Source organism: Actinoallomurus sp. NBC_01490 (assembly GCF_036227085.1).
GTDB lineage: Bacteria > Actinomycetota > Actinomycetes > Streptosporangiales > Streptosporangiaceae > Actinoallomurus > Actinoallomurus oryzae.
Genome location: NZ_CP109433.1, coordinates 4,404,971 through 4,424,867, shown reverse-complemented (window position 1 = coordinate 4,424,867; position 19,897 = coordinate 4,404,971). Strand labels below are relative to the sequence as shown.

General features: G+C 68.9%; 18 protein-coding genes and 1 pseudogene. 2 read left to right on the top strand and 17 right to left on the bottom strand.

The window, feature by feature from the left end:
- Nucleotides 1-26: 26 nt before the first annotated feature.
- Nucleotides 27-1,322 (top strand): annotated as a pseudogene (locus OG417_RS21175) (MFS transporter); the annotation flags it as partial.
- 16 nt (nucleotides 1,323-1,338) lie between these two features.
- Here OG417_RS21175 and OG417_RS21170 read toward each other — a convergent pair.
- The 7 genes from OG417_RS21170 to OG417_RS21140 all read right to left on the bottom strand — a co-directional run bounded on the left by OG417_RS21170 (nucleotide 1,339) and on the right by OG417_RS21140 (nucleotide 7,693).
- Entirely contained in the window at nucleotides 1,339-2,475 is a 1,137-nt protein-coding gene (locus OG417_RS21170) for a prephenate dehydrogenase (protein WP_442875711.1), read from the bottom strand.
- 285 nt (nucleotides 2,476-2,760) lie between these two features.
- Complete coding sequence (aroH, locus tag OG417_RS21165; RefSeq protein WP_285566345.1) at nucleotides 2,761-3,123, bottom strand: chorismate mutase; 363 nt, start codon at nucleotides 3,121-3,123, stop codon at nucleotides 2,761-2,763.
- A gap of 25 nt (nucleotides 3,124-3,148) precedes the next feature.
- Nucleotides 3,149-3,886, bottom strand: a complete 738-nt coding sequence (locus OG417_RS21160; RefSeq protein WP_285566347.1) for a pseudouridine synthase — start codon at nucleotides 3,884-3,886, stop codon at nucleotides 3,149-3,151.
- A complete protein-coding gene (gene scpB / locus OG417_RS21155) occupies nucleotides 3,883-4,461 on the bottom strand; it encodes an SMC-Scp complex subunit ScpB (protein WP_329262442.1) in 579 nt (192 codons plus the stop codon). Before scpB ends, OG417_RS21160 begins: the two co-directional genes overlap by 4 nt.
- Nucleotides 4,462-4,780: 319 nt before the next feature.
- Nucleotides 4,781-5,608 carry a segregation and condensation protein A gene (locus tag OG417_RS21150; protein WP_329258668.1) on the bottom strand — a complete coding sequence of 276 codons (828 nt, stop codon included), beginning with the start codon at nucleotides 5,606-5,608 and terminating at the stop codon, nucleotides 4,781-4,783.
- Nucleotides 5,609-5,714: 106 nt separating this feature from the next.
- Nucleotides 5,715-6,536, bottom strand: a complete 822-nt coding sequence (locus tag OG417_RS21145) for a ParA family protein (protein ID WP_442875756.1) — start codon at nucleotides 6,534-6,536, stop codon at nucleotides 5,715-5,717.
- A 422-nt stretch (nucleotides 6,537-6,958) separates the two neighbouring features.
- The gene (locus OG417_RS21140; protein WP_329258665.1) at nucleotides 6,959-7,693 is read right to left on the bottom strand and encodes a FadR/GntR family transcriptional regulator; all 735 of its coding nucleotides are present in this window, start codon (nucleotides 7,691-7,693) and stop codon (nucleotides 6,959-6,961) included.
- Between the two features lie 402 nt (nucleotides 7,694-8,095).
- Here OG417_RS21140 and OG417_RS21135 point away from each other — a divergent pair, with 402 nt between their 5' ends.
- A complete protein-coding gene (locus tag OG417_RS21135; RefSeq protein ID WP_329258663.1) occupies nucleotides 8,096-9,148 on the top strand; it encodes an AraC family transcriptional regulator in 1,053 nt (350 codons plus the stop codon).
- Nucleotides 9,149-9,369: 221 nt separating this feature from the next.
- On the opposite strand, the gene OG417_RS21130 is transcribed toward OG417_RS21135, so the two are convergent.
- From OG417_RS21130 to OG417_RS21085, 10 genes are all read right to left on the bottom strand, one after another.
- Entirely contained in the window at nucleotides 9,370-9,768 is a 399-nt protein-coding gene (locus OG417_RS21130) for a YciI family protein (RefSeq protein WP_329258660.1), read from the bottom strand.
- A gap of 11 nt (nucleotides 9,769-9,779) precedes the next feature.
- Complete coding sequence (locus tag OG417_RS21125; RefSeq protein WP_329258657.1) at nucleotides 9,780-11,723, bottom strand: acetoacetate--CoA ligase; 1,944 nt, start codon at nucleotides 11,721-11,723, stop codon at nucleotides 9,780-9,782.
- Nucleotides 11,724-11,726: 3 nt separating this feature from the next.
- The gene (locus OG417_RS21120) at nucleotides 11,727-12,662 is read right to left on the bottom strand and encodes a VOC family protein (RefSeq protein WP_329258654.1); all 936 of its coding nucleotides are present in this window, start codon (nucleotides 12,660-12,662) and stop codon (nucleotides 11,727-11,729) included.
- Between the two features lie 27 nt (nucleotides 12,663-12,689).
- Entirely contained in the window at nucleotides 12,690-13,571 is an 882-nt protein-coding gene (locus OG417_RS21115; RefSeq protein WP_329258651.1) for a fumarylacetoacetate hydrolase family protein, read from the bottom strand.
- Nucleotides 13,572-13,669: 98 nt separating this feature from the next.
- Entirely contained in the window at nucleotides 13,670-14,539 is an 870-nt protein-coding gene (gene folP / locus OG417_RS21110) for a dihydropteroate synthase (RefSeq protein WP_329258648.1), read from the bottom strand.
- A gap of 8 nt (nucleotides 14,540-14,547) precedes the next feature.
- Entirely contained in the window at nucleotides 14,548-15,453 is a 906-nt protein-coding gene (purU, locus tag OG417_RS21105) for a formyltetrahydrofolate deformylase (RefSeq protein WP_329258645.1), read from the bottom strand.
- Nucleotides 15,450-16,376, bottom strand: coding sequence for a bifunctional 5,10-methylenetetrahydrofolate dehydrogenase/5,10-methenyltetrahydrofolate cyclohydrolase (locus OG417_RS21100; RefSeq protein WP_329258642.1), 927 nt, complete (start codon nucleotides 16,374-16,376; stop codon nucleotides 15,450-15,452). The genes purU and OG417_RS21100 overlap by 4 nt, the downstream gene beginning before the upstream one ends.
- 120 nt (nucleotides 16,377-16,496) lie before the next feature.
- Nucleotides 16,497-17,360, bottom strand: coding sequence for a methylenetetrahydrofolate reductase (locus OG417_RS21095; RefSeq protein WP_329258640.1), 864 nt, complete (start codon nucleotides 17,358-17,360; stop codon nucleotides 16,497-16,499).
- A gap of 62 nt (nucleotides 17,361-17,422) precedes the next feature.
- Nucleotides 17,423-18,421, bottom strand: coding sequence for an alpha/beta fold hydrolase (locus tag OG417_RS21090; RefSeq protein WP_329258636.1), 999 nt, complete (start codon nucleotides 18,419-18,421; stop codon nucleotides 17,423-17,425).
- A 35-nt stretch (nucleotides 18,422-18,456) separates the two neighbouring features.
- Nucleotides 18,457-19,818: a hypothetical protein gene (locus OG417_RS21085; protein WP_329258632.1), complete on the bottom strand. Its 1,362-nt coding sequence runs from the start codon at nucleotides 19,816-19,818 to the stop codon at nucleotides 18,457-18,459.
- Nucleotides 19,819-19,897 lie beyond the last annotated feature (79 nt).

Below are 19,897 nucleotides of genomic sequence, written 5' to 3'. Positions count from 1 at the left end.
CACCCCTGCCCTCTGAAAGGTGAAAAGTGAACGTCGCGGTTTCGTCGCCGCCCCGTCCGCAGACCCCCTCCCATCCCCTCGGCGGCCGCCGCGCGTGGAGCGTGTGGGGCCTCGGCGCCCTCGTCTACCTGGTGGCCTTCTTCCACCGTACGAGCCTCGGCGTCGCGGCCCTCGCCGCCCAGCAGCGCTTCGGCGTCGGCGCTACCGCGCTGTCCACCTTCGCGATCCTGCAGCTGGGTGTGTACCTGGTCATGCAGATCCCCAGCGGCATCATGGCCGACCGGTTCGGCCCGCGCCGGATGCTCGGCGTCGCGCTGCTGTGCATGGCCCTCGGCGAGGCGCTGTTCGCCTTCGCGACCTCCCTGCCGCTCGCCGTCCTCGGGCGCGGCATCGTCGGCCTCGGTGACGCCTTCACGTTCATCAGCGTGGTGCGCCTGGCCGCCTCCTGGTTCCCCCGGCGGCGGTTCGCCATGCTCACCGCGCTGACCGCGATGACCGGGTCGCTCGGCCAGGTCGGCGGCACCGTTCCGCTGTCGGCCGCCCTGCGCGCGTACGGCTGGACGCCGACCTTCCTCGGCACGGCCGTGCTCAGCGTCGCCCTCGCGTTCGTCGTGTGGTGGTGGGTCGCCGACCACCCGGCGCCCGCGATGGAGCGTTCCCCCGTGAAGACCCCCGTCTCGGCCGGCCTGCGCGAGGTGGTCGGGCAGCGCGGCACGCGCACCGCCGTGTGGGCGCACTTCACGCTCATGTCGGCGTTCATGGTGCTGGCGACGCTGTGGGGCTACCCGTACCTGGTCAAGGGGCTCGGCATGGACCCGGGGCCCGCCCGTCTGACGCTCACACTGACCGCGGCGGCACCGCTGGTGGTCGCGCCCGCCCTCGGCTGGGTGGCGGGCCGCCGGCCCCACCTGCGCGGGCGGCTGATCATCTCGGTGGCCGCCGCCCTCGCCGCCGTCTGGGTCACCGCGGTCACCTGGCCCGGTGGGCACCTGCCCGTGGCGTTCGCGGTGGTCCTCGTCCTCCTCAGCGCCGTCGGCAGCGCGGCGTCGATGCTCGCCTTCGACCTGGCGCGCGACGCCAATCCGCCGAGCCGTGGCGGTGTCGCCTCCGGAGTGGTCAACATCGGCGGGTTCTCCGCGGCGATGAGCGCCTCACTCGGCGCCGGAGCGCTGCTGGACGCCGCCGGAGGCACCTACAGCGCCCCGTCGTTCCAGCTGGCCTTCGCCCCGATCACCTGCATGATCGTCATCGGCACCGTACGGCTGACGCTGCTGCTGCGCCCGTGGCGGTCCCGGCCGGCGCCCGGCGAGCGCACGGGCGAGGGCGCCGGGCGGGCTCTCAGCCCGGAACCGACCAGCCACGCGCCCGCAGTTCGTCCGCGAGGCGCTGTGCCGCCGCGGGCGTCACGCTCAGCTCGACCACACCGACCGGGCGTCCGGGCGAATGCTCGATCGTCACGTCCTCGATGTTGACCCCCGCGACCCCGGCCGCCTGGAACAGCAGGGCCAGCTCGCCGGGCCGGTCGGGGATGACGACGGACACCACCGCGTAGGTGCCGGCCCGGTCGCCGTGCTTTCCCGGCAGGCGGCGGCGGCCGGTGCCGCCGCGCCTCAGCAGCGCGGTCACGTCGGTCTCGGCACCCGCGCGCAACGCCGCGGCGGTCGCGGCGAGGTCGGCGGCGACCGCGTCGATGACGTCGGCGACGGGCTCGGCGTTGGAGCTGAGGATGCCGATCCACAGTGACGGGTCGCTCGCGGCGATGCGGGTGACGTCGCGTACGCCCTGACCGGCCAGGCCCAGCGCGACCTCCGGCGCGGCCTCCAGCCGGGCGGCCACCGCGGCGGCGGCCACGTGGGGGCCGTGCGAGACCAGCGCGACGGCCCGGTCGTGCTCCTCGGGGTCGACCACCACGGTCTGCGCGCCGCAGGCCTCGGCCAGCGCGGTCACGGCCTCGACCGCCTCCGGAAGGGTCTTCGGGGTGGGGCACAGCGCCCACGGATGGCCGAGGAACAGGTCGGCGCGCGCCGCGGCGGGCCCGGAGCGCTCGCGGCCGGCGAGGGGATGCCCGGCGACGTAACACGTCAGGTCGCAGCCCAGCTCGGCGGCCTCGCGCAGCGGCCGGGACTTGACGCTCGCGACGTCGGTGTAGACGCGGGCGAGGCCGCGCTTCTGGGCGTCGAGCAGCGTCGACGCGACGGCCGCCGGCGGCACCGCGATCACCGCGACGTCGGCGGGCCCGTCGCCGTCCTCCAGCGGAACGCCGGCACCGAGTTCCGCCGCCATCCGCACGTACGCCGGATCGCGGTCGCTCAGCCGTACGTCGTCACCGCGCTCGCGCAGCGCGAGCGCCACCGAAGTCCCGATCAACCCGGTGCCGATGACGACGACCTGTCGTGTCGCGCCGATGACTTCACCTCCGCGTGGTCTCGAAGCGTATCCGCAACACTCGCGGCGAATCGCCGCGACCCCGGACATCGGGGCGCCGTAGCCGGCCTCCGGGCCGCAGGCGCGGTCTCACGGCGGTAGACGGCCCGGAACACGTTGCGCCGCCCGCCCCGCCGTGGCCCCGCGTCCACCGGAACGGACCCTCGACCGGCCGATTCCGACCGGAACCCGCCACGTGCCCTGGCGTCGCCGTGCCCGCCCACCGAGACCGTACGACCGGAGCCGCAGCGTGCGCCGCTCGCCGTGCCCGGCCGCGTCCTGCTCACCGGCGCTGCTCGCCGGGGCGGCGCCGGTCGGGTGGAACGTGGCCGCCGGCTACTGCGCGATGTCCAGGCGCAGTGCGGTGGCGCCGCGCAGATAGACGTGCTGGATGTCCGAGCGCGGACGGTCGCTCTGGATGTGGGCCATCAGGCGGATCACGCGCGGCAGCGCGTGCGGCACGTTGATCTCGCTGGCGCACAGCAGCGGCACGTCGTGGAAGCCGAGCTTGCGCGCGGCCAGCGCCGGGAACTCCGCGGTCAGGTCCGGTGTCGCGGTGAAGATCACGCTGATGACGTCGTCGGTGGTGAGAGCGTTGCGGGTCATCACCTCGGTGACCAGCTCGGCGGTCGCCTCGAGAATCTGGTCACGATCGTCGGCATCGACCTGGACGGCCCCGCGTACGGCCAGTACCCCCACAAAACCTCCCTTGATCAGCGGCGGGTCAGAGCTCGACCGCCGCGTACAGCTCGCCGATCTCCTTGGTGGTGAGCGCCCGGATCGTGCCCGACCTCAGGCGGCCCAGCTTCACCGGGCCGAACTCGGTGCGGGCGAGCTGCTGAACCGGATGACCGACCTCGGCGAGCAGGCGGCGCACGATGTGCTTGCGGCCCTCGTGAAGGGTCACCTCGACGAGAATCCGCTTGCCGACCTGGTCGAACACGCGGAACTCGTCCGCCTTGGCGAAGCCGTCCGCGAGTTTGACGCCCTGCTTGAGCCTCTTGCCGAGGTCACGGCCGATCGGCCCGTGGATCTCGGCGAGGTAGGTCTTGGAAACACCGTATCGCGGGTGCATGAGGCGATTCGCCAGTTCACCGTCGTTGGTGAGCAGCAGGAGGCCCTCGGTGTCGGTGTCGAGACGGCCGACGTGGAAGAGCCGCTCGGGCACGTCGCCGACGTACGCGGCGAGGGTCTTACGGCCCCTGGGGTCGGACATGGTGCTGACGACACCGGTGGGCTTGTTGAGCATGTAGTAACGCAGCTCGGCGCGGGTGGGGATGCGCTTGCCGTCGACGTGGATGACGGCCTGCTGCGGATCGACGCGCGCGCCGAACCAGGTGATCTTCTCACCGTCGACGGTGACCCGTCCGGCAGCGATCAGCTCCTCACAGGCGCGGCGGCTGGCCACACCCGCGTCGGCGAGCACCTTCTGGAGCCGTACGCCGTCGTTGGTCGTGTTCATTGCTGAAGTTCCTCTATGCCTTCCAGGTCATCAGGCAGGTAGGGGGCGAGTTCGGGCAGCTCGTCAACGGAGTTGAGGCCGAGCCGCTCCAGGAAGTAGGTCGTCGTCCGGTAGAGCACCGCCTGGTGCTCCGGGTCGTGCCCCGCCTCCTCGATGAGACCTCGTACGGTCAGGGTGCGGATCACGCCGTCGCTGTTGACTCCGCGGATCGCCGACACCCGTGCCCTGCTCACCGGCTGCCGGTAGGCGATGACGGCGAGCGTCTCCAGCGCCGCCTGCGTCAGCCGCGCCTGCTGTCCGTCGCGAACGAACCGCTCGACGAGGGGGGCGCAGACATCTCGAGTGTAGAACCGCCAGCCACCGGCGATCTCCCTCAGGTCGAACCCCCGGCCCTGCTCGGCGTATTCCGCGGCCAGCTCCCGCAGCGTGGCGGCGACCTCGTCGCGGGGCCGTTCGAGGATCTGGGCGAGCGTCACCTCCGGGACCGGCTCGTCCACGACCAGCAGGATCGCCTCCAGCCCCGCCCGCAGCGACGGCTCGGCCGCGCCGGGCTCGGTCTCCGGCGCGTCGAACAACGCCCCGTCGGCGGAACGGGACGCGACCGGTTCTGGCGCCCGCGGCTTGGGCACGACCGGCTCGGACGCGGCCTCCTCAGAGGCCGTCTCCTCAGACGCGGTCTGTTCAGACGCGGCCTCCTCAGACACCGTCTCCGCAGGCGCAGCTTCCTCAGGGGCCGCCTCCCCAGACGGGGGCCCCTCAGACACCGTCTCCCCCGACACGGGCTCCTCAGGCGCAGCGTCCTCGGACGGCGGCTCCTCGGGCGTGGCGGGTTCGGTGGGCGGGCGGTCCGCCCCGTGCGGGGGACGGCCGGCGGTTTCGGGCTCGGGAGGGGTGTCAGTCATCGTCCTTCTTCTCCGCGGGTCGTCCTGAGTAGTCGTCGCCGACGACGACCTCGCCCTCTTCGGTGCCGGTCCAGGTGATGTACAGCTCGCCGAGCGGCTCCGCCTGCTCCAGCGCGACGGCCTTCTCCCGGTAGAGCTCGAGCACGGCCAGGAACCGCGCGACGACCTCGAAGGTGCCGGCGCAGTCGGCGGTCAGCGCCCGGAAGGTGGCGCGCTCCAGCCGCCGTAGGCGCTCCACGAGCAGGGCGGCCTGCTCCTTGACGCTCGCCTGCGGCGCGTAGATGTGCGTGGTCGACACCGTCGGCACGGGTTTGGGCGCGAGGGTCTTGGCGGCCAGCCGGGCGAATTCGGCCGGGCCCAGGCCGATGAGCACCTCGGGCAGGAGGTTCGCGAACCGCGGCTCCATCGGCACCGTACGGGCGAAGCGGCGCGACTCGCGGGCGATCCGCCCCGAGAAGACCCCCGCGACCTCCTTGTACGCGCGGTATTGCAGCAGCCGCGCGAACAGCAGGTCGCGGGCCTCCAGCAGGGCGAGGTCCTCTTCGTCCTCGACCTCTCCGGAGGGCAGCAGCCGCGCGGCCTTCAGGTCGAGCAGCGTGGCGGCGACCAGCAGGAAGTAGCTCGCCTGGTCGAGGTCCCACTCGCGGCCGCGGGTGCGGATGTGGGCGATGAACTCATCGGTGACCTTGTGCAGGGCCACCTCGGTGATGTCCAGCTTGTGCTTGGCGATCAAGCCGAGGAGCAGGTCGAAGGGGCCCTCGAAATTGTCGAGGTGCACTTCGAACCCGTGCTTGTGCTCCTCCGCGGCCGGCTCGCTCACCTCGCCAACGGTAGTGGAGGTCACGCACTCCCCTGCCACGTGGGAGCGTGACGCCCGGGTGCACCCCTCGGCGGTCCGGTGCGGTCAGGGGCCGCACCGGGACCGGTCAGGTGAGGTGCTGCCACCTCTGGAGTACCTCCTTGGCGAGCTCCCGGTAGGCGTTGGCACCCATGGACGACGGGTCGAAGCGGGTGATGGGCTCACCCACGACCGTCGCGTCCGGGAACCGTACGGTGCGGTTGATGACCGTGTGGAAGACCTTCTCGCCGAAGGCGTCCACGATGCGGCCGAGCACCTCGCGGGTGTGGAGCGTGCGCGAGTCGTACATGGTCGCGAGGAAGCCGTCGATGGACAGCTCCTGGTTGAGCCGCCCCTGTACCTTCTCGATCGTCTCCATGAGCAGCGCGACACCGCGCATCGCGAAGTATTCGCACTCGAGGGGGACGAGGACGCCCTGGCTGGCGGTCAGCGCGTTGACGGTCAGCAGGCCCAGCGACGGCTGACAGTCGATCATGATGTAGTCGTAGTCGGCGACGATCGGCTTGAGCAGCCCGCCGAGGATGTACTCGCGGCCGACCTCGTGGACGAGCTGGACCTCCGCGCCGGACAGGTCGATGTTGCTGGGCAGCAGGTCCATGCCCTCGACGCTGGTCTCCAGGATGACCTCTTCGGTCTCCACGCCCCGCTCCATGAGCAGGTTGTAGATCGTGAGGTCGAGCTGGCGGGGGTCGCCCTTGCCCAGGCCCACCGACAGCGCGCCCTGCGGGTCGAAGTCGACGAGCAGCACCCGCCGCCCCTGCTCGGCCAGGGACGCGCCCAGGTTGATGGTCGTCGTCGTCTTGCCGACCCCGCCCTTCTGGTTACAGACCGAGACGATGCGGGCGGGCCCGTGCTCGGCCAGCGGGGGCGGATCGGGGAACGACGGAATGGGACGCTGCGTCGGTCCTAGCGGCGCGGCGTCTCGCGGATCGGTCGCGATCGCGGTCGAAAGCACACTCTCCGAACGTGCTCTCTCCTCGTGCGCGCTGATGTCAGTCACCAGCTCCTCGAACCTCCCCGGCGACCTCGGTTTGCCGTCAAGATGGGGACTCTATGGCCTGTCAAGTACGGCGGCAAGGCGGCACACCGACGGTCGCACCGTTTCTCGGAGACCGGCCGGGACCCTCTTGCCGGCCTGGAAGCCGCCCCTCGTCGCCATCGTCGGCAAGGTGATCATGCACCTTCGGGGTTCATGTTGAAAGCGGCGTAGGCGTGTCGATCACAATGGTTTCCGCGATTCGCAGGCCTCCTCAACGAGCCGGCACGTCAGGCTGGTGACATGGCGCTCTTCGAGCGCGCACGAGGACACGGTCATGCGTCCGCGGCCGACACAGCGTTGAGGTGACGCTCGTAGTCGTTCGTGTGGTCGACGCTGTGCTCGGCGATAGCGTGACGAAGGCGGTCGGGATCGCCCCCGGCGATGGCGTCGACGAGGGCCGCGTGCACCTGGTAGCGGGTGCCCAGCAACTCCTCCACCGTGTGTCCTGGAGCCGCGTGAACCTCCACGGCGTGCGAGCGGATGACGTCTAGTAACGCGAGGTAGATCATCCGCAGCATCGGACTGGGATTGACCTGCGCGAGCAGCTCGTGGAGGCGCCAGTTGGCCTGCATGAACGCCGTGCTGTCCGAGCGATCGCGGGACTCGGCCATGGCCGCGACCTGCGCTCGGTAGCGGGCGAGGTCGGCCGGGGAAGAGTGCCAGGCGGCATCGGAGATGATGAGCTCATCGAGGTGGTCCCGGATCCGAATGGCGTCGCTGACGGAGTTCTCGTCCGAGTTCAGTGCGAGCACCGAGTTGCCCAGGCGGACCAGAGGAGGCTGCTCGGCCGCGAACAGTCCGCCGCCGGGTCCCGGGCGTACCTCGACCAGGCCGCGGGACTGGGCCAGTCGCAGGGCCTCATTGAAGGTGCCGACCGACACGCCGCACATGCGACGGATGTCGCCCTTGGTACCGAGCCGAGTGCCGGGCGAGACGGACCCGGCGACCTCCGCGATCCGGCGAGCTGCGGCCTCCGGGCGCGTGACGCCACCGCGATCGGCGCTCACAATACCTCCAGGTCACCATCAAGCATGATGATTATGGCGGAAGTCTTGACAGCAGCTTAGCAAGGGTTCAGGGTCAATAACCATATTCGTCATGCTGGTTATTGGAGGTGCGCCGATGCGGATCGCCGATCTCGTTGGACGGCCTTCCTTACCGACCGGCCTCGGGGCCTCGTGACCGGATCATGCCGCCAGGCACGAACAGCAGGCACAACCGTCGAGGAAGGATCCGGTGACCGAACCGATCCTGCCGAGCGCGGTCATCGTGGACTCGGCGAAGGCGACACTCGACGACCTCGCCGAGCTGTCAGACGTTCCAGACGCTTCACCTGAACGCTGTACCGACGGGGCAGAGACAGCTCCCCAAAAGAATCCTCGTATGCAACGAACGCGCTGGAGGGCGTGATGTTGGCCGGGATCGTCCTGTCACACGAAGCCGAAGGCCCGCCGACACCGGTTCACTCGGACTTCCTGCAGGCCTACGAACGCTATCGGACACGCAGCCCGGAGGCGGCCGAGGTGGCGTCCGCGGCGTTCCTTTCCCCGCATCGGCTGTCCGTGGGCCGTGATCGGGACGACTTCCAGGCGATGGGCCGCTTCGCCGACGCCGGCGGCGCCGCCGTGGGTCACATGAGCTACGGCTCCGAGGTTGTGATCGACCGTGCGGGGCAAGACCGCTACCTGGCGATCGGGATACCGGTCATCGGCCACATCGAGGCGACGCACCGCGGGCAGCAGCACGTCGTGTCGGCGGATGGTTCCATGGTGCTCGTCGGACCCGGTGAACGACTGCACATGACCTGGAGTCCGGGGTGCGAGGTCCTCACGCTCCGGGTCGACACCGAGGCGCTGAAGTCGGCGCTGCGGACGCTCGCGCCGCACGCCGACGACCGTTCCCTGCGGTTCACCACCCCGGTCATTCCTTTTGGTGTCGGAATCGCCGTCTACGGGGCGGCGCGGCTACTCGCCGGCGTGTTCAAGCGCTACCGCTCCTCGGAGGAGGTCCCGCGCCGGATCATTCGCCAGCTGGCCGACCATACGTTGATCACGGTGCTCCTGAGTTTCGAGCACAACCACAGCGACGAGATCATGCGGTACGCGAAACCCTCCGGCCCGGCGAGCGTCACCGCCGCCGTCGACCTCGTCACCGCCGAGACCTCCGCGATCCACTCCGTCGCGGACCTCGCACGGCATGCGGGTGTGAGCGTACGCGGGCTCGAGCTGGGATTCCGCAAGGCTCTGAACGTCACCCCGCAGGCTTTCCTGCATCAGACACGTATGGCGAAGGCACGCCGCGATCTTGTCGCGGCCGATCCCGGCGACGGGACTACCGTCACCGAAGTGGCCCTGCGATGGGGATTCGGTCACACCGGTCGATTCGCGGCGCGGTACCGGGAGATCTACGGGGAAATGCCCTCAGCGACCCTCAGGGGTGGGGGCGCGCCGGCACGAGCGTGACGATTGTGGCCGGCGAGGCTGTGCCGGGTGAGGTCGATGTTCGCGTGGCCCGCAACGAAGGCGACCAGTGATGGCGGGGGCTTGGCCGACGTGCCCGGCATCGCGAAACCGGACCAGCTGCTCTACGGCAGCGACTACGCCTGGACTCCTCGCGAACACCCATTCGGCCCGGCCTGATGAGCCGGCCGGGCCGGAGTCGTCCTACCGGATGCTCTATGGGATCAGGATATCGTCGGTGCGCCACCGGAGAAGAACAGTTGGACGGAGAATGTTCCCTCGTTGAGCAGCCACGTCTTGATGGTGTACGTCCTCGCGCCACTGATGTGCATCGGGTCGGAATCGGCGAACGCGCGGGCTTCGTCACGCGAACCGGCCCGGTAGATGAACATGCCGCTGCCCTCCCAGTTCTGTTCGTCCGCGCTGGCGAGGGGTCCGGCGGCGAACATGATGCCGTCCTTCTCCAGCTTCGCTTGGTGTTGGAGGTGGGGCTCGAGGTTCTCCAAGACCGGTCCGAGACCGTTCGTGGGTGCGGAGAACACGACATAAAGGCGCTTCGCCAGCAAGCCGTGGGTCGCTGAGTAATCGACGGCATCGCGCCAAGTCATTCTGGGTTCGGTCATGAGGTCACTCCTCAGGATGAATGTATTGCGGCGGCGAATTCGGAGAAGGCGGTGATGGCGCTGTGGTCGCTGATCGCGTCGAGACTGAGGACTTCGGCTGCGGGCCGGCCGCGCAAGATTTCCTTGATGGGTTTCTCCAGTTTCTTGCCAGTGAGGGTGCGCGGTATCGCGGGGACCGCGTCGATGACGTCGGGCACGTGCCGGGGGGACAGGTCAGAGCGAAGCGCGGAGCGAATCCGGCCGCGCAGCGCGTCGTCCAGTTCGATGCCCTCGCGCAAGACCACGAACAACAGCAGCAGCCCCGGTCCGCCGGCGTCTTCGAGGTGCACGATCAGCGAGTCGGCGACGTCGGACAGCTCTTCGACGACTGAGTAGAATTCGGCGGTCCCGAGCCGGACGCCGCCGCGGTTGAGCGTGGCGTCCGAGCGCCCGGAAATCACGAAACTGCGATGGCGGGTCATCGTCACCCAGTCGCCGTGCCGCCAGATACCGGGGTAGATGTCGAAGTACGAGCTGCGATAGCGCTCGTTGCCGGGGTCGTTCCAGAACCGTACCGGCATGGACGGCATGGGCTTGCGGACGACGAGTTCGCCGACCTGCCCGACAATTTCCTTGCCCTGGGGGTCGAACGCGGTGACGTCGACACCAAGGCATGGCCCGGCGAGTTCGCCACGGCGGACCGGCAACCATGGATTGCCGGCGAGGAAACCGGTGCAGACGTCGGTGCCGCCGCTCACGGAGTCCACCGGCGTGGCGTCGCCGAGTTGCGCCCGTGCCCAGTCGAAGCCCTCCGGGGGTAGCGGAGCGCCGGTGACGCCGAGTTTCCGCAGGGCCGACAGGTCCACGGAACGGGAGAGCTCGACCCCTGCCTTGCGGCAGGCCATGAGGTAGCCGGGGCTGGTGCCCAGCAGCGTGGCTCGCGCCTCGGCCGCGATCCGCCACTGCGCACGTTGGTCGGGGTGTTGCGGGTTGCCGTCGACGAGCACCGCGGTCGCACGGCGCAGCAGGCTGGAGACCAGAACGTTCCACATCATCCATGCGGTGGTGGTGAACCACAGAATCCGGTCGCCGGGCCGGGTGTCGAGGTGCAACGCGTGGAACTTGAGGTGTTCGAGCAGGATGCCGCCGTGGCCATGCACGATCGCCTTGGGCGGTCCGGTCGTTCCGGAGGAGAACAACACGTACAGGGGATGGTCGAACGGCACCGGGTCGGCCACCGCCGGACCGGGCTCGGCGAGCAGGCTTTCCCAGGGAGTCGCGTCGGCGACGTGATACGGCCCGTACCCGATGCCGACGACGTGTCGTAGCGATGGCAGTCCCGCGCGGATCGCGGCCACGTCGGCGGATTTGTCGATCGGTTTCGTGCCGTAGGTGTAACCGCCGACAGTGAGCAGCACGGTGGGTTCGATCTGTACGAACCGGTCGATGACGCTGCGCGCACCGAACTCTGGTGCGCACGACGCCCAGATCGCGCCGAGCGAGCCGCAGGCCAGGAACGCCACCAGCGCTTCGGGAATGTTGGGCAGGAACCCCACGACGCGGTCGCCACGGCCTACTCCGAGTCGCCGTAGTCCCTCGCGAGCGCGGCCGACCTGATCGGCGAGTTCGCCGAAGCTCAGCCGCAGGGGATCACGGGTCTGCGAGTAGGCAAGGACAGCCGACCGCCCGGCGTCCTCGGACAGGCCCAGCATGTGCTCGACGTAGTTCAACTCGGTACCGGGAAACCACTGCGCGTTCGGCATCGCACGGAAGCCCAGAACGGGACCGTGCTCGCCACGGACGCCGAAGTACTGCCAGATCGACGCCCAGAAGGCGTCGAGGTCCTCAACCGACCAGCGCCACAGCTCCTCGTAGCCGGCGAATGTCCGGCCGTGGGCGGCCAGCCACCGCACATAGCCGGCCAGCGCGGAGTCCTCCGGGAGGTCGCCGACCGGCGTCCGGGGAATAGGAGTCACCGGTCAGGCTCCGTCGTGGGCGTCGGTCATCAACTCGGCGAGGTCCTCTGGGGCGAGGAACGACGGGGGCGGCGGCGGACCCCAGGCGTAGAGGCTCTTCTCCCCCGCGATGACGCCGGGTTCCCAGAGCTGGTCCTCAAGAATGCAGTCGAGATCGGAGTAGTACTCGGAGAAGTTGCCCGCCGGATCACGCAGGTACCAGAAGAAGTTGGACCCGATGTAGTGCCGCCCCAAACCCCACGTGTGTCGCTCCGGGTGGCCGTCGAGCATACTGGTCGCGCCTCGGCCGACCTCGTCGACGTCCTCCACCTCCCAGGAGGTGTGGTGCAGGAAACTGGTCGGAGCCTGCTGCACCAGCACGTTGTGGTGGTCAGCCGAGCAGCGCATGAACGATGCCAGTCCCGGCGCTTCGTCGCTGATCTTGAATCCCAGGCCTTGGGTGAAAAACCGTTGGGTGGCGGCTTGGTCGACCGAGCCGAAGACCACGTGCCCGAGCTTGCGGGGCCTGACTCGGTCGGGTCGTTCTATACCGGGTGCGCGGACGTTGGGTCGTCGCGGATCGCCCGGAGCGTTGTAGGACGGCGTGGGGGTCTCGGCCTGGGTGATGCGCGGCGCCACCGACACCACCACGTCGACTCCGGTGACCGGATCCCTGGTCCGCAGTGAGTCGCCCGCACGCCGGACCACGGCGTCGAGCCGAACCAACGAGGTGGCGATACGGTCGAGGTCGTCAGGGTCGTCGGCCCCGACACCGAGCGACAGCAGCCGTCGGCGTGAACTGTGTTCGATACGCAGTTGCTCGCCCCCGTCGACAGTGGCGAAGCGGTGCCCGCCGCCCCCGGTGGTGGTGGAGGCGAGCCCGAACTCGCTGTAGTAGGCGGCGGTCTCCTCGACGTTCGGGACACCGATCGTGACCTCGGTCAGGCGATGCAGGGCCACGATGCCCTCCTTTCTCGAAAATGCCGATCAGGCGGCGACGAACCGGTGCTTCATGGTGCCGATCCCGGTGATCCAGGAGGTCAGCACGTCCCCGGCGTGCAGATACCGCCGCGGGTCGCGTCCGTGCCCGACTCCATCAGGGGTGCCGGTGAAGATCACGTCGCCGGGCAACAACTCCACGATCGCGGACAGCTTTGCGATCAGCGTCGGGACCGGGAAGACCAGGTCTGCAGTGCGTCCTTTCTGGACACTGACCCCGTTGACCTCGCAGCCGAGTTCGACGTCGTCGCGGTCCGGCAACTCGTCCGGTGTGACGAGGACCGGGCCGACCGGGCTGAAGCCTGGAAACGACTTCCCCAGCCCGAACTGCGGCAGAGCGGCCGCGAACTGCACCGTCCGGTCCGAAATGTCCTGCCCGACGGTCAACCCCGCGACGTAATCCCATCCCGCGGACTCTCCGACACCACGCGCCCGGGCGCCGACGACGGCGACCAACTCGACCTCCCAGTCGACGTCACCCGGCGACAGCGTGATGTCCCCGAACGGGCCGGTGAAGCTCGAGACGTACTTGGTGAACACCACCGGCTCGGCCGGGATCTCGAAGCCCGATTCGGCCGCGTGGTCGCGGTAGTTCAGGCCGATGGCGAACACCTGACGCGGCCGCGGCACCGCGGCCCGCAGGCTCCGTTCCGGCACCGGCTCCGCCCGGCCGAAGTCCACCGATTCCGCCCATCCGCGAAACTCCGCCCAGCGCTCGTAGATCGCCTGCGGATCCGAGCCGAACAGTCCGTTGCTCGTGGTCTCGACGTCCACCGCCCGCAAGGGCGGTGTTTCGCCACCACCGGCCGACGGAGCAGGAGGCTCCGGGGCGACGACCACAAGACGCCCATCGTGGTTGGCAATTCGCATGAACAGAGTCCTCAATCGTCGTGGCCTCACCGGAACCCGGGAAGACTTCGGTCGGAAGCTTGTGATCTGAGTCACACATAACAGCATCTGCGGGTATTTCAGCCGTCCTTGTTTGAGGTACCGCGGACAGGTGGGCGCATCGCCGCGGCGACCTGGACGGCGACGGTCGAGGCGGCAACGTCGTGTACGCGGACGGCGAACGCGCCGCGGGCCGCGGCGATGGCGGTGACCGCCGCGGTCGCGGTGTCGCGCTTCGTCATGTCGTGGGCGAGCCGCGCGAGGAAGGACTTGCGGGACGCTCCCACGAGTATGGGACGGCCCAGTACCCGCAGCGCGTCGAGCCGGCGTAGCAGTTGCCAGCTCTGCTCGGCGGTCTTGGCGAAGCCGAGCCCTGGATCGACCACGATGCGCCCCGGCTCGATCCCCGCAGCGACCAGGTCGTCGAGCCGGGCCCGCAGTTCGGTCACAACGTCGCCGACGACGTCACGGAAGTGGGTGTGGAGGTGCATCTCGGCGCTGTGAGCTCGCCAATGCATGGCGACGTACGGTGTGCCGAGATCGGCGACCACGCGAGCCATCGACGGGTCTGCCAGACCACCGCTGACGTCGTTGACGAGGACCGCACCGGCGTCGACCGCGGCTTCGGCCACCGCCGATCGCATGGTGTCGATGCTGACCGCGACCCCGGCGCCGACCACCTCACGCACGACCGGGAGGACGCGCGCGAGCTCCTCCTCGACGGGCACCCTCGTCGCTCCCGGACGGGTGGACTCGCCGCCGACGTCGACGATGTCGGCGCCCTGCTCGGCCATCAGCAGAGCATGCCGGACCGCCAGGTCGGTGCGCAGGTAGCGCCCGCCGTCGGAGAACGAGTCGGGTGTGACGTTGAGGATGCCCATCACCAGACACCGGCCGGAGGAGCCCGGCGCGAACGGGTTCGCCGCGGCCCGCGCAGCGGTGGTGGTCATCAGCCCGCTCACCGGAACACGACCGTGCGGGTGCCGTCGAGCAGGACCCGGTTCTCCGCGTGCCAGCCCACCGCCCTGGCCAGCGCGAGGCATTCGTTGTCCCGGCCGAGCGCGGTCACCTGCGACGCGGACATCGCGTGGTCGACTCGCGCCACCTCCTGCTCGATGATCGGCCCCTCGTCCAGGTCGGCGGTGACATAGTGCGCGGTGGCCCCGACCAGCTTGACTCCGCGCTCATAGGCCTGGTGGTACGGGCGTGCCCCCTTGAAACTCGGCAGCATCGAGTGGTGGATGTTGATCGCCCGGCCCTCGAGCTTGCGGCACAGGTCCGCCGAGAGGATCTGCATGTACCTGGCCAGCACCACCAGATCGATATCCAGGTCGTCCACCAGATCCAGCAACCGACGCTCCGCCTCGGCCCGCGTCGACGCGGATATCGGGATGTGGTGGAACGGCACCTCGAAGTTGTCGGCCACCACCCCTAGGTCGGGATGATTCGACACCACCGCCGGCACGATGATGTTCAAAGCTCCGGTGGATGCCCGGTACAGCAGGTCGTTGAGGCAGTGCCCGTACTTGCTGACCATGATCAGAACTCGTTGCGGGTCCGCGGCTCTGGTCAGCCGCCACGACATCATCAGTGCTGCCCCGACCGGCGCGAAGTCCTGCCGCAACTTGGGCAGGTCCAGGACCTCCCCGTCAGTGCGCTCGAACTGCACGCGCATGAAGAACCGCGCCTGTCGCGGATCGCGGAACTGCTGGCTCTCTGTGATCGTGCACTCGTGTTCGGCCAGGAACCGCGCCACCGCAAGCACGATCTCGGGTGCGTCCGGGCAGGCGAACGCAAGAACCAGACCGCCGTCCTGCGCGACCGCACCGGCCTCGGTCACCTTTGCGGACTCCGACGTGATCATGACGCCCGCCTGTCGCCGCCCGGCGCGACCGCGGCATTGCGGGCCGCGAGCACGGTATTGCGTACCAGCCAGATGTCGGTGACCGGCCCGACGCCACCGGGTACCGGAGTCACGGCCCGGGCCCTGCCGGTGACCTCATCCAGTGCCACGTCGCCGACGATGCGCGGTGTCCTCTCTCCGGGGTGTTCGACAAGGTTGATGCCCACGTCGATCACCACCGCCCCAGCGCGCACGTGCTCGGCACGGATCAACTGCGGCACACCGGCCGCGACGATCAGCACGTCCGCACGCCGCGTGTACGCCCCGAGCTGGTTGCCCACGCTGGCCCATTCGTCCACCGACGTGATGGCCGCCTGCTTGGCGAAGGCCAGCGACACCGCCGGTTTGCCCACGTTGTTCGACCGGCCCACCACCACGATCCGTGCCCGGTGATAGAAGCCGGCGCGCTCCTGGCCGGTCTCGTCCAGCCACGAGTCCAGCACATGGAAAACGGCGGCCGCGGTGGACGGGATGTACCGCGGTGTTCCCAGCGCGAGCAGACCCGCGTTCTCCGGATGCACCGCCTCCACGTCCTTGCACGGGTCCAGCGCGGCGAACACCGCTGCCTCGTCGATTCCCGGCGGCAACGGGCGCAGCACGAGGATCCCCGACACAGCCGGATCCCTGTTCAGCTCCCTTACCGCAGCCACCACATCGGCTACCGGCGCGGACCCGGGCAAGGTCACCGAACGCCGGAACACGCCCAGTGCCGCCGCCGTGCGATCGAGCCGCCGCAGATAGGCCCGCGCCGCGGGATCGCCGCCGACCAACACCGTCGCCAGCCCCACCGGCACGCCGTCCACCACCGCCGCGCCCAACTCCGCCGCGACGTCCTCGCACAGCCGGGCGGCGATCTTCCTGCCGTCGATGATCTGAGCCGTCACCGCCGCGCTCCTTTCGTGGTCCGTGGCCCGCGGGCCCGCACTGTGACCACGAAGTCGGCGGTCGGCCGGTCGACAGTGGTCACGATCGTCTCCGATTTCCTCGCAACGAAGTTCGCGGCCTCACACACCGGTGTCGGCGACCCGGCGCTGCCAGTCCGCGGTCACGTCGACCTGGTTGAAGGTGAAGATGTGCAGGCCCTCGATACCCAGGTCGTCGGTGACCAGCCGCTCACCCATGCCCAGCAGGAGCTTCTCCGGGGCGTACGACCGGCCCAGGAGCAGCCCACCGGCCATCCCGTGCTGCTTGGTCAGGTACCGCAGCGACTGGCCCACGCCGATCTTCAGGGACAGTTCCACCAGCCGCGCGATTCTGATGGGAGCGGCCAGTCCCACCCGCAACGGCAGGTCCACTCCCCGGGCACGCACCTCGTCGATCCAGCGAATGAGCGCGGCGCTGTCGAAACACAGCTGGCTGACCATGTAGTCGGCGTGGATCTGCTTGTCCAGCAACGCCTCCAGCAGCGCCGCGTCCGAGATCTTGGGGTGCCCCTCGGGATAGCAGCCGATCCCGATGCGCCGCAGGCCGTGGTCGAAATCCGACAGCGCGTCCAGCACCTCCCCCGCCGAGCCGAACCGGCCCAGTGGCTCGGCCGCGTCGCCGCCGATCACATACAGGTCGTCCACACCGAGGTCCACGATCCGGGCCGTGAACCGCCGCAGCGCCTGCTCGTCCTCGACCATTCGTGCCGCCAGGTGCGGAACCACCCGGTAGCCGCGCGCACGCGCGGCCGCGGTGTGCTCCAGAGTCCGCTCCAGTCCGAACCTGGGCGAGCAGGTGATCGTCACCGTGGTGCCCCGCGCTGCCTCGGCGACCTTCGAGTCCGCACCCTTCAGCGGGATGATCTCTAGGGACGCGGAAGCGATCAGGTCGGATACCCGCTGGTGGGCGGCGGAGGTCGTGTTCTCGTAGGGAACGCTCAACATGACACCTCTTCGAACTCGAGTGCGGCACGATGACAGCCGTGTGCGGGATCGGGGCGATCGCGTCAGAGCGTGAGGAGGTCCCGGATCGCGTCCGTGACGTCGCCGGGGGTCTCCAGCGACCAGAAGTGGCCGGCGTCGAAGTAGCGCACGGCGACGTCCTTGGCATTGGGGATGTACTCCCGGGCGTTCTCGTAGAACTCCCGTGGTTGGGTCTTGCTCTCGTAGCCCTGCATGATCAGCACCGGGCACGTCCACGCCGAGAGCAGCCGCGTACGCCGGTCGATCCACTCCTGGCGGAACGTCGCGGAGTTGAAGTAGCGCGGCGTGGCGCGGTCGCAGCCCTCATAGGAGAACTCCTGAATGACCCGGCGCATCTCGTCGTGCGGAATCTGGATCTTGCCGACCCACGTGTACAGCTGCACCACGAGGCGCCGCGGGTCGTCCATGATTCCCGTGCGCGGTGCTTCCGCGAACATCGGTCCCTGTGGAGCCAGACTGGGGTGGAAGTGATAGAGATGCTGCTCTCCCCGGCCGTAACGAAGCACTCGGTCAGGATGGTTCGCGGCGATGTAGTCACCTTGCACCGTGCCGCGGTCGTGGGTCACCAGGTTGAACCGGTCGACGCCCATCACGTCGAGAGCGAGCACGAGTTGTTCGGCCGCGGCTTCGTGGCGGTAGTCGCCCGGCGCCTTCTCCGACTGCCCGTAACCCTTGAGATCGATGCCGATGCACCGGTACGAGCCCGACAGCGACGCCATCTGGTGGTGCCACTGGTACCAGGAATCCGGGATCCCGTGCAGGAAGACGATCGGTTCCCCCTCGCCGCACTCGGCCCAGTGAAAGCGCACCAGCTCCATATCCCCGTCCACCTCGACGAAGTGGTGGGTGAAGGTGACCCCGTCGAGGACCTCGGTCGTCCCCTCGGTGTCGGGCACACGCGGAGCGACGTCGGCGAACTCGGCGGCCCGTGTGGCGATCTCCTCTTCGTCCGGGAGGAAGCCCTCCAAAAGCTTGGCCGCCCGTTCCGGCAGCTCCGTGTACTGCAGAGTGCTGCGTGGCATCGCGTGCCCTTTCACAGTGAGCGAGGATCGGCTGGTCAGACGAGGGCGGTGGTGCTCAGCGTCGCCCGGATCGGGATCTGGGCGTGCCGCTCGACGCCCGGCCTACCCGACCCACCGTCCGGCTCGCCCCACACCACGATCACTTCGGCTCCGTCGCGGGCGTCGGCCTCGTCGATCATCGCGAGTGAGCTGAAGCTCCCGACGTTCCTCGTGTAGGCGACCCACGTGGAGATCCCCACCGGGCGGTCATTGATCAGCACCGTGTCGTACTGGTGCGTCGAGTAGACCGGGGTGGGCGTGGCGAGGTACTTCGTCGGCTCGTCCCCGAAAAGGCCGCCCGCCAACGCCTTCGTAACGTCCTCGTCGTTCCAGCGCAGCCACACTTTGCGCCGGTGTGGTTCGTTCGCCCTGCGACGCAGCGCGTCCGCGCCGATGAAGTCACCGTCCAGCCGCAGCGCCCGCCCATACCCCAAGTCCCACGGCGTGACGTAGTAATCCTCGATGCTGTCGGCCACATAGCTGCCGCCGAGCGACGCGTTCGCCTCCAGAGTCTCGGTTCCGAGCCACTCCCGGTAGGGGCGCATCTCCTCCCCCGTGTAGATCGCGGGGACGGGTAGCGGGATCCAGCCGGACTCGACCGTCACCGACGAATAGGCGATCGATCCCCCTTCGCGCATACCGAACTCGGCCCCAGCCGCGATCAGCGCTTCCTTTACCTCATCCCGGTGCTCGGCAGGCCCGAAGATCTCCAGCCCGGTTTTCTCCAGCCCCGGCACGCCGATCATGGTGTGATTGAGGGCACGGACCGGCACCCCGGCGATGCTGAACTCTCCGATGCGGAAGAACTTGATCGTCGGCATGGTGCCACCGGACGCCTTCTCGACGATCTGCAACGCGGCCGGCCCCTGCAATTGATACCGGAAAGTCAAACGGCGGCCGGTCTTGTTGAACAGGATGGCCTCGTCCCGGACGATCTCGACGTCGTATCCGCCCTTCTCCACGTGATAGGAGAGCCAGTTGCTGCCGATGGGGCCCCCGACGACGTTGCACTCGTCCTCCTCGAGCCCGAAGAGGATCCCGTCGGCGATCATGTAACCGTCCGGGCTGATCGTGATCAGCTGCTTGCCCCGGTTCCTACCGAAGCTCTCGACCTTGTTGGCGGTGGCGTCGGCGAGGAGCCGCTTCAAATCCGGCCCCTTGAAGTACACGTCGGTCATGTGGAACGACTGGTCGAAAAGCGTGGCAGTCTGTTTCCACGCCGTCTGCTCGTCCCGCCAGTTGCTGAACTCGGGCGGGATCGGGAACGGGAACTGACCCGCCGCAGAACTCCGCAGCATCGCCAGCGCACCACCGGACTCGCGGATCTTGCTCTCGAGGGTATGCGCGTCAGCAGCCATTACAGTGCCCCTTTCGAGGAATTCCAAACACTTCGCGGAATTGCCTGGCATTTACCTGTCACCGACCGTTCCCAGCTCC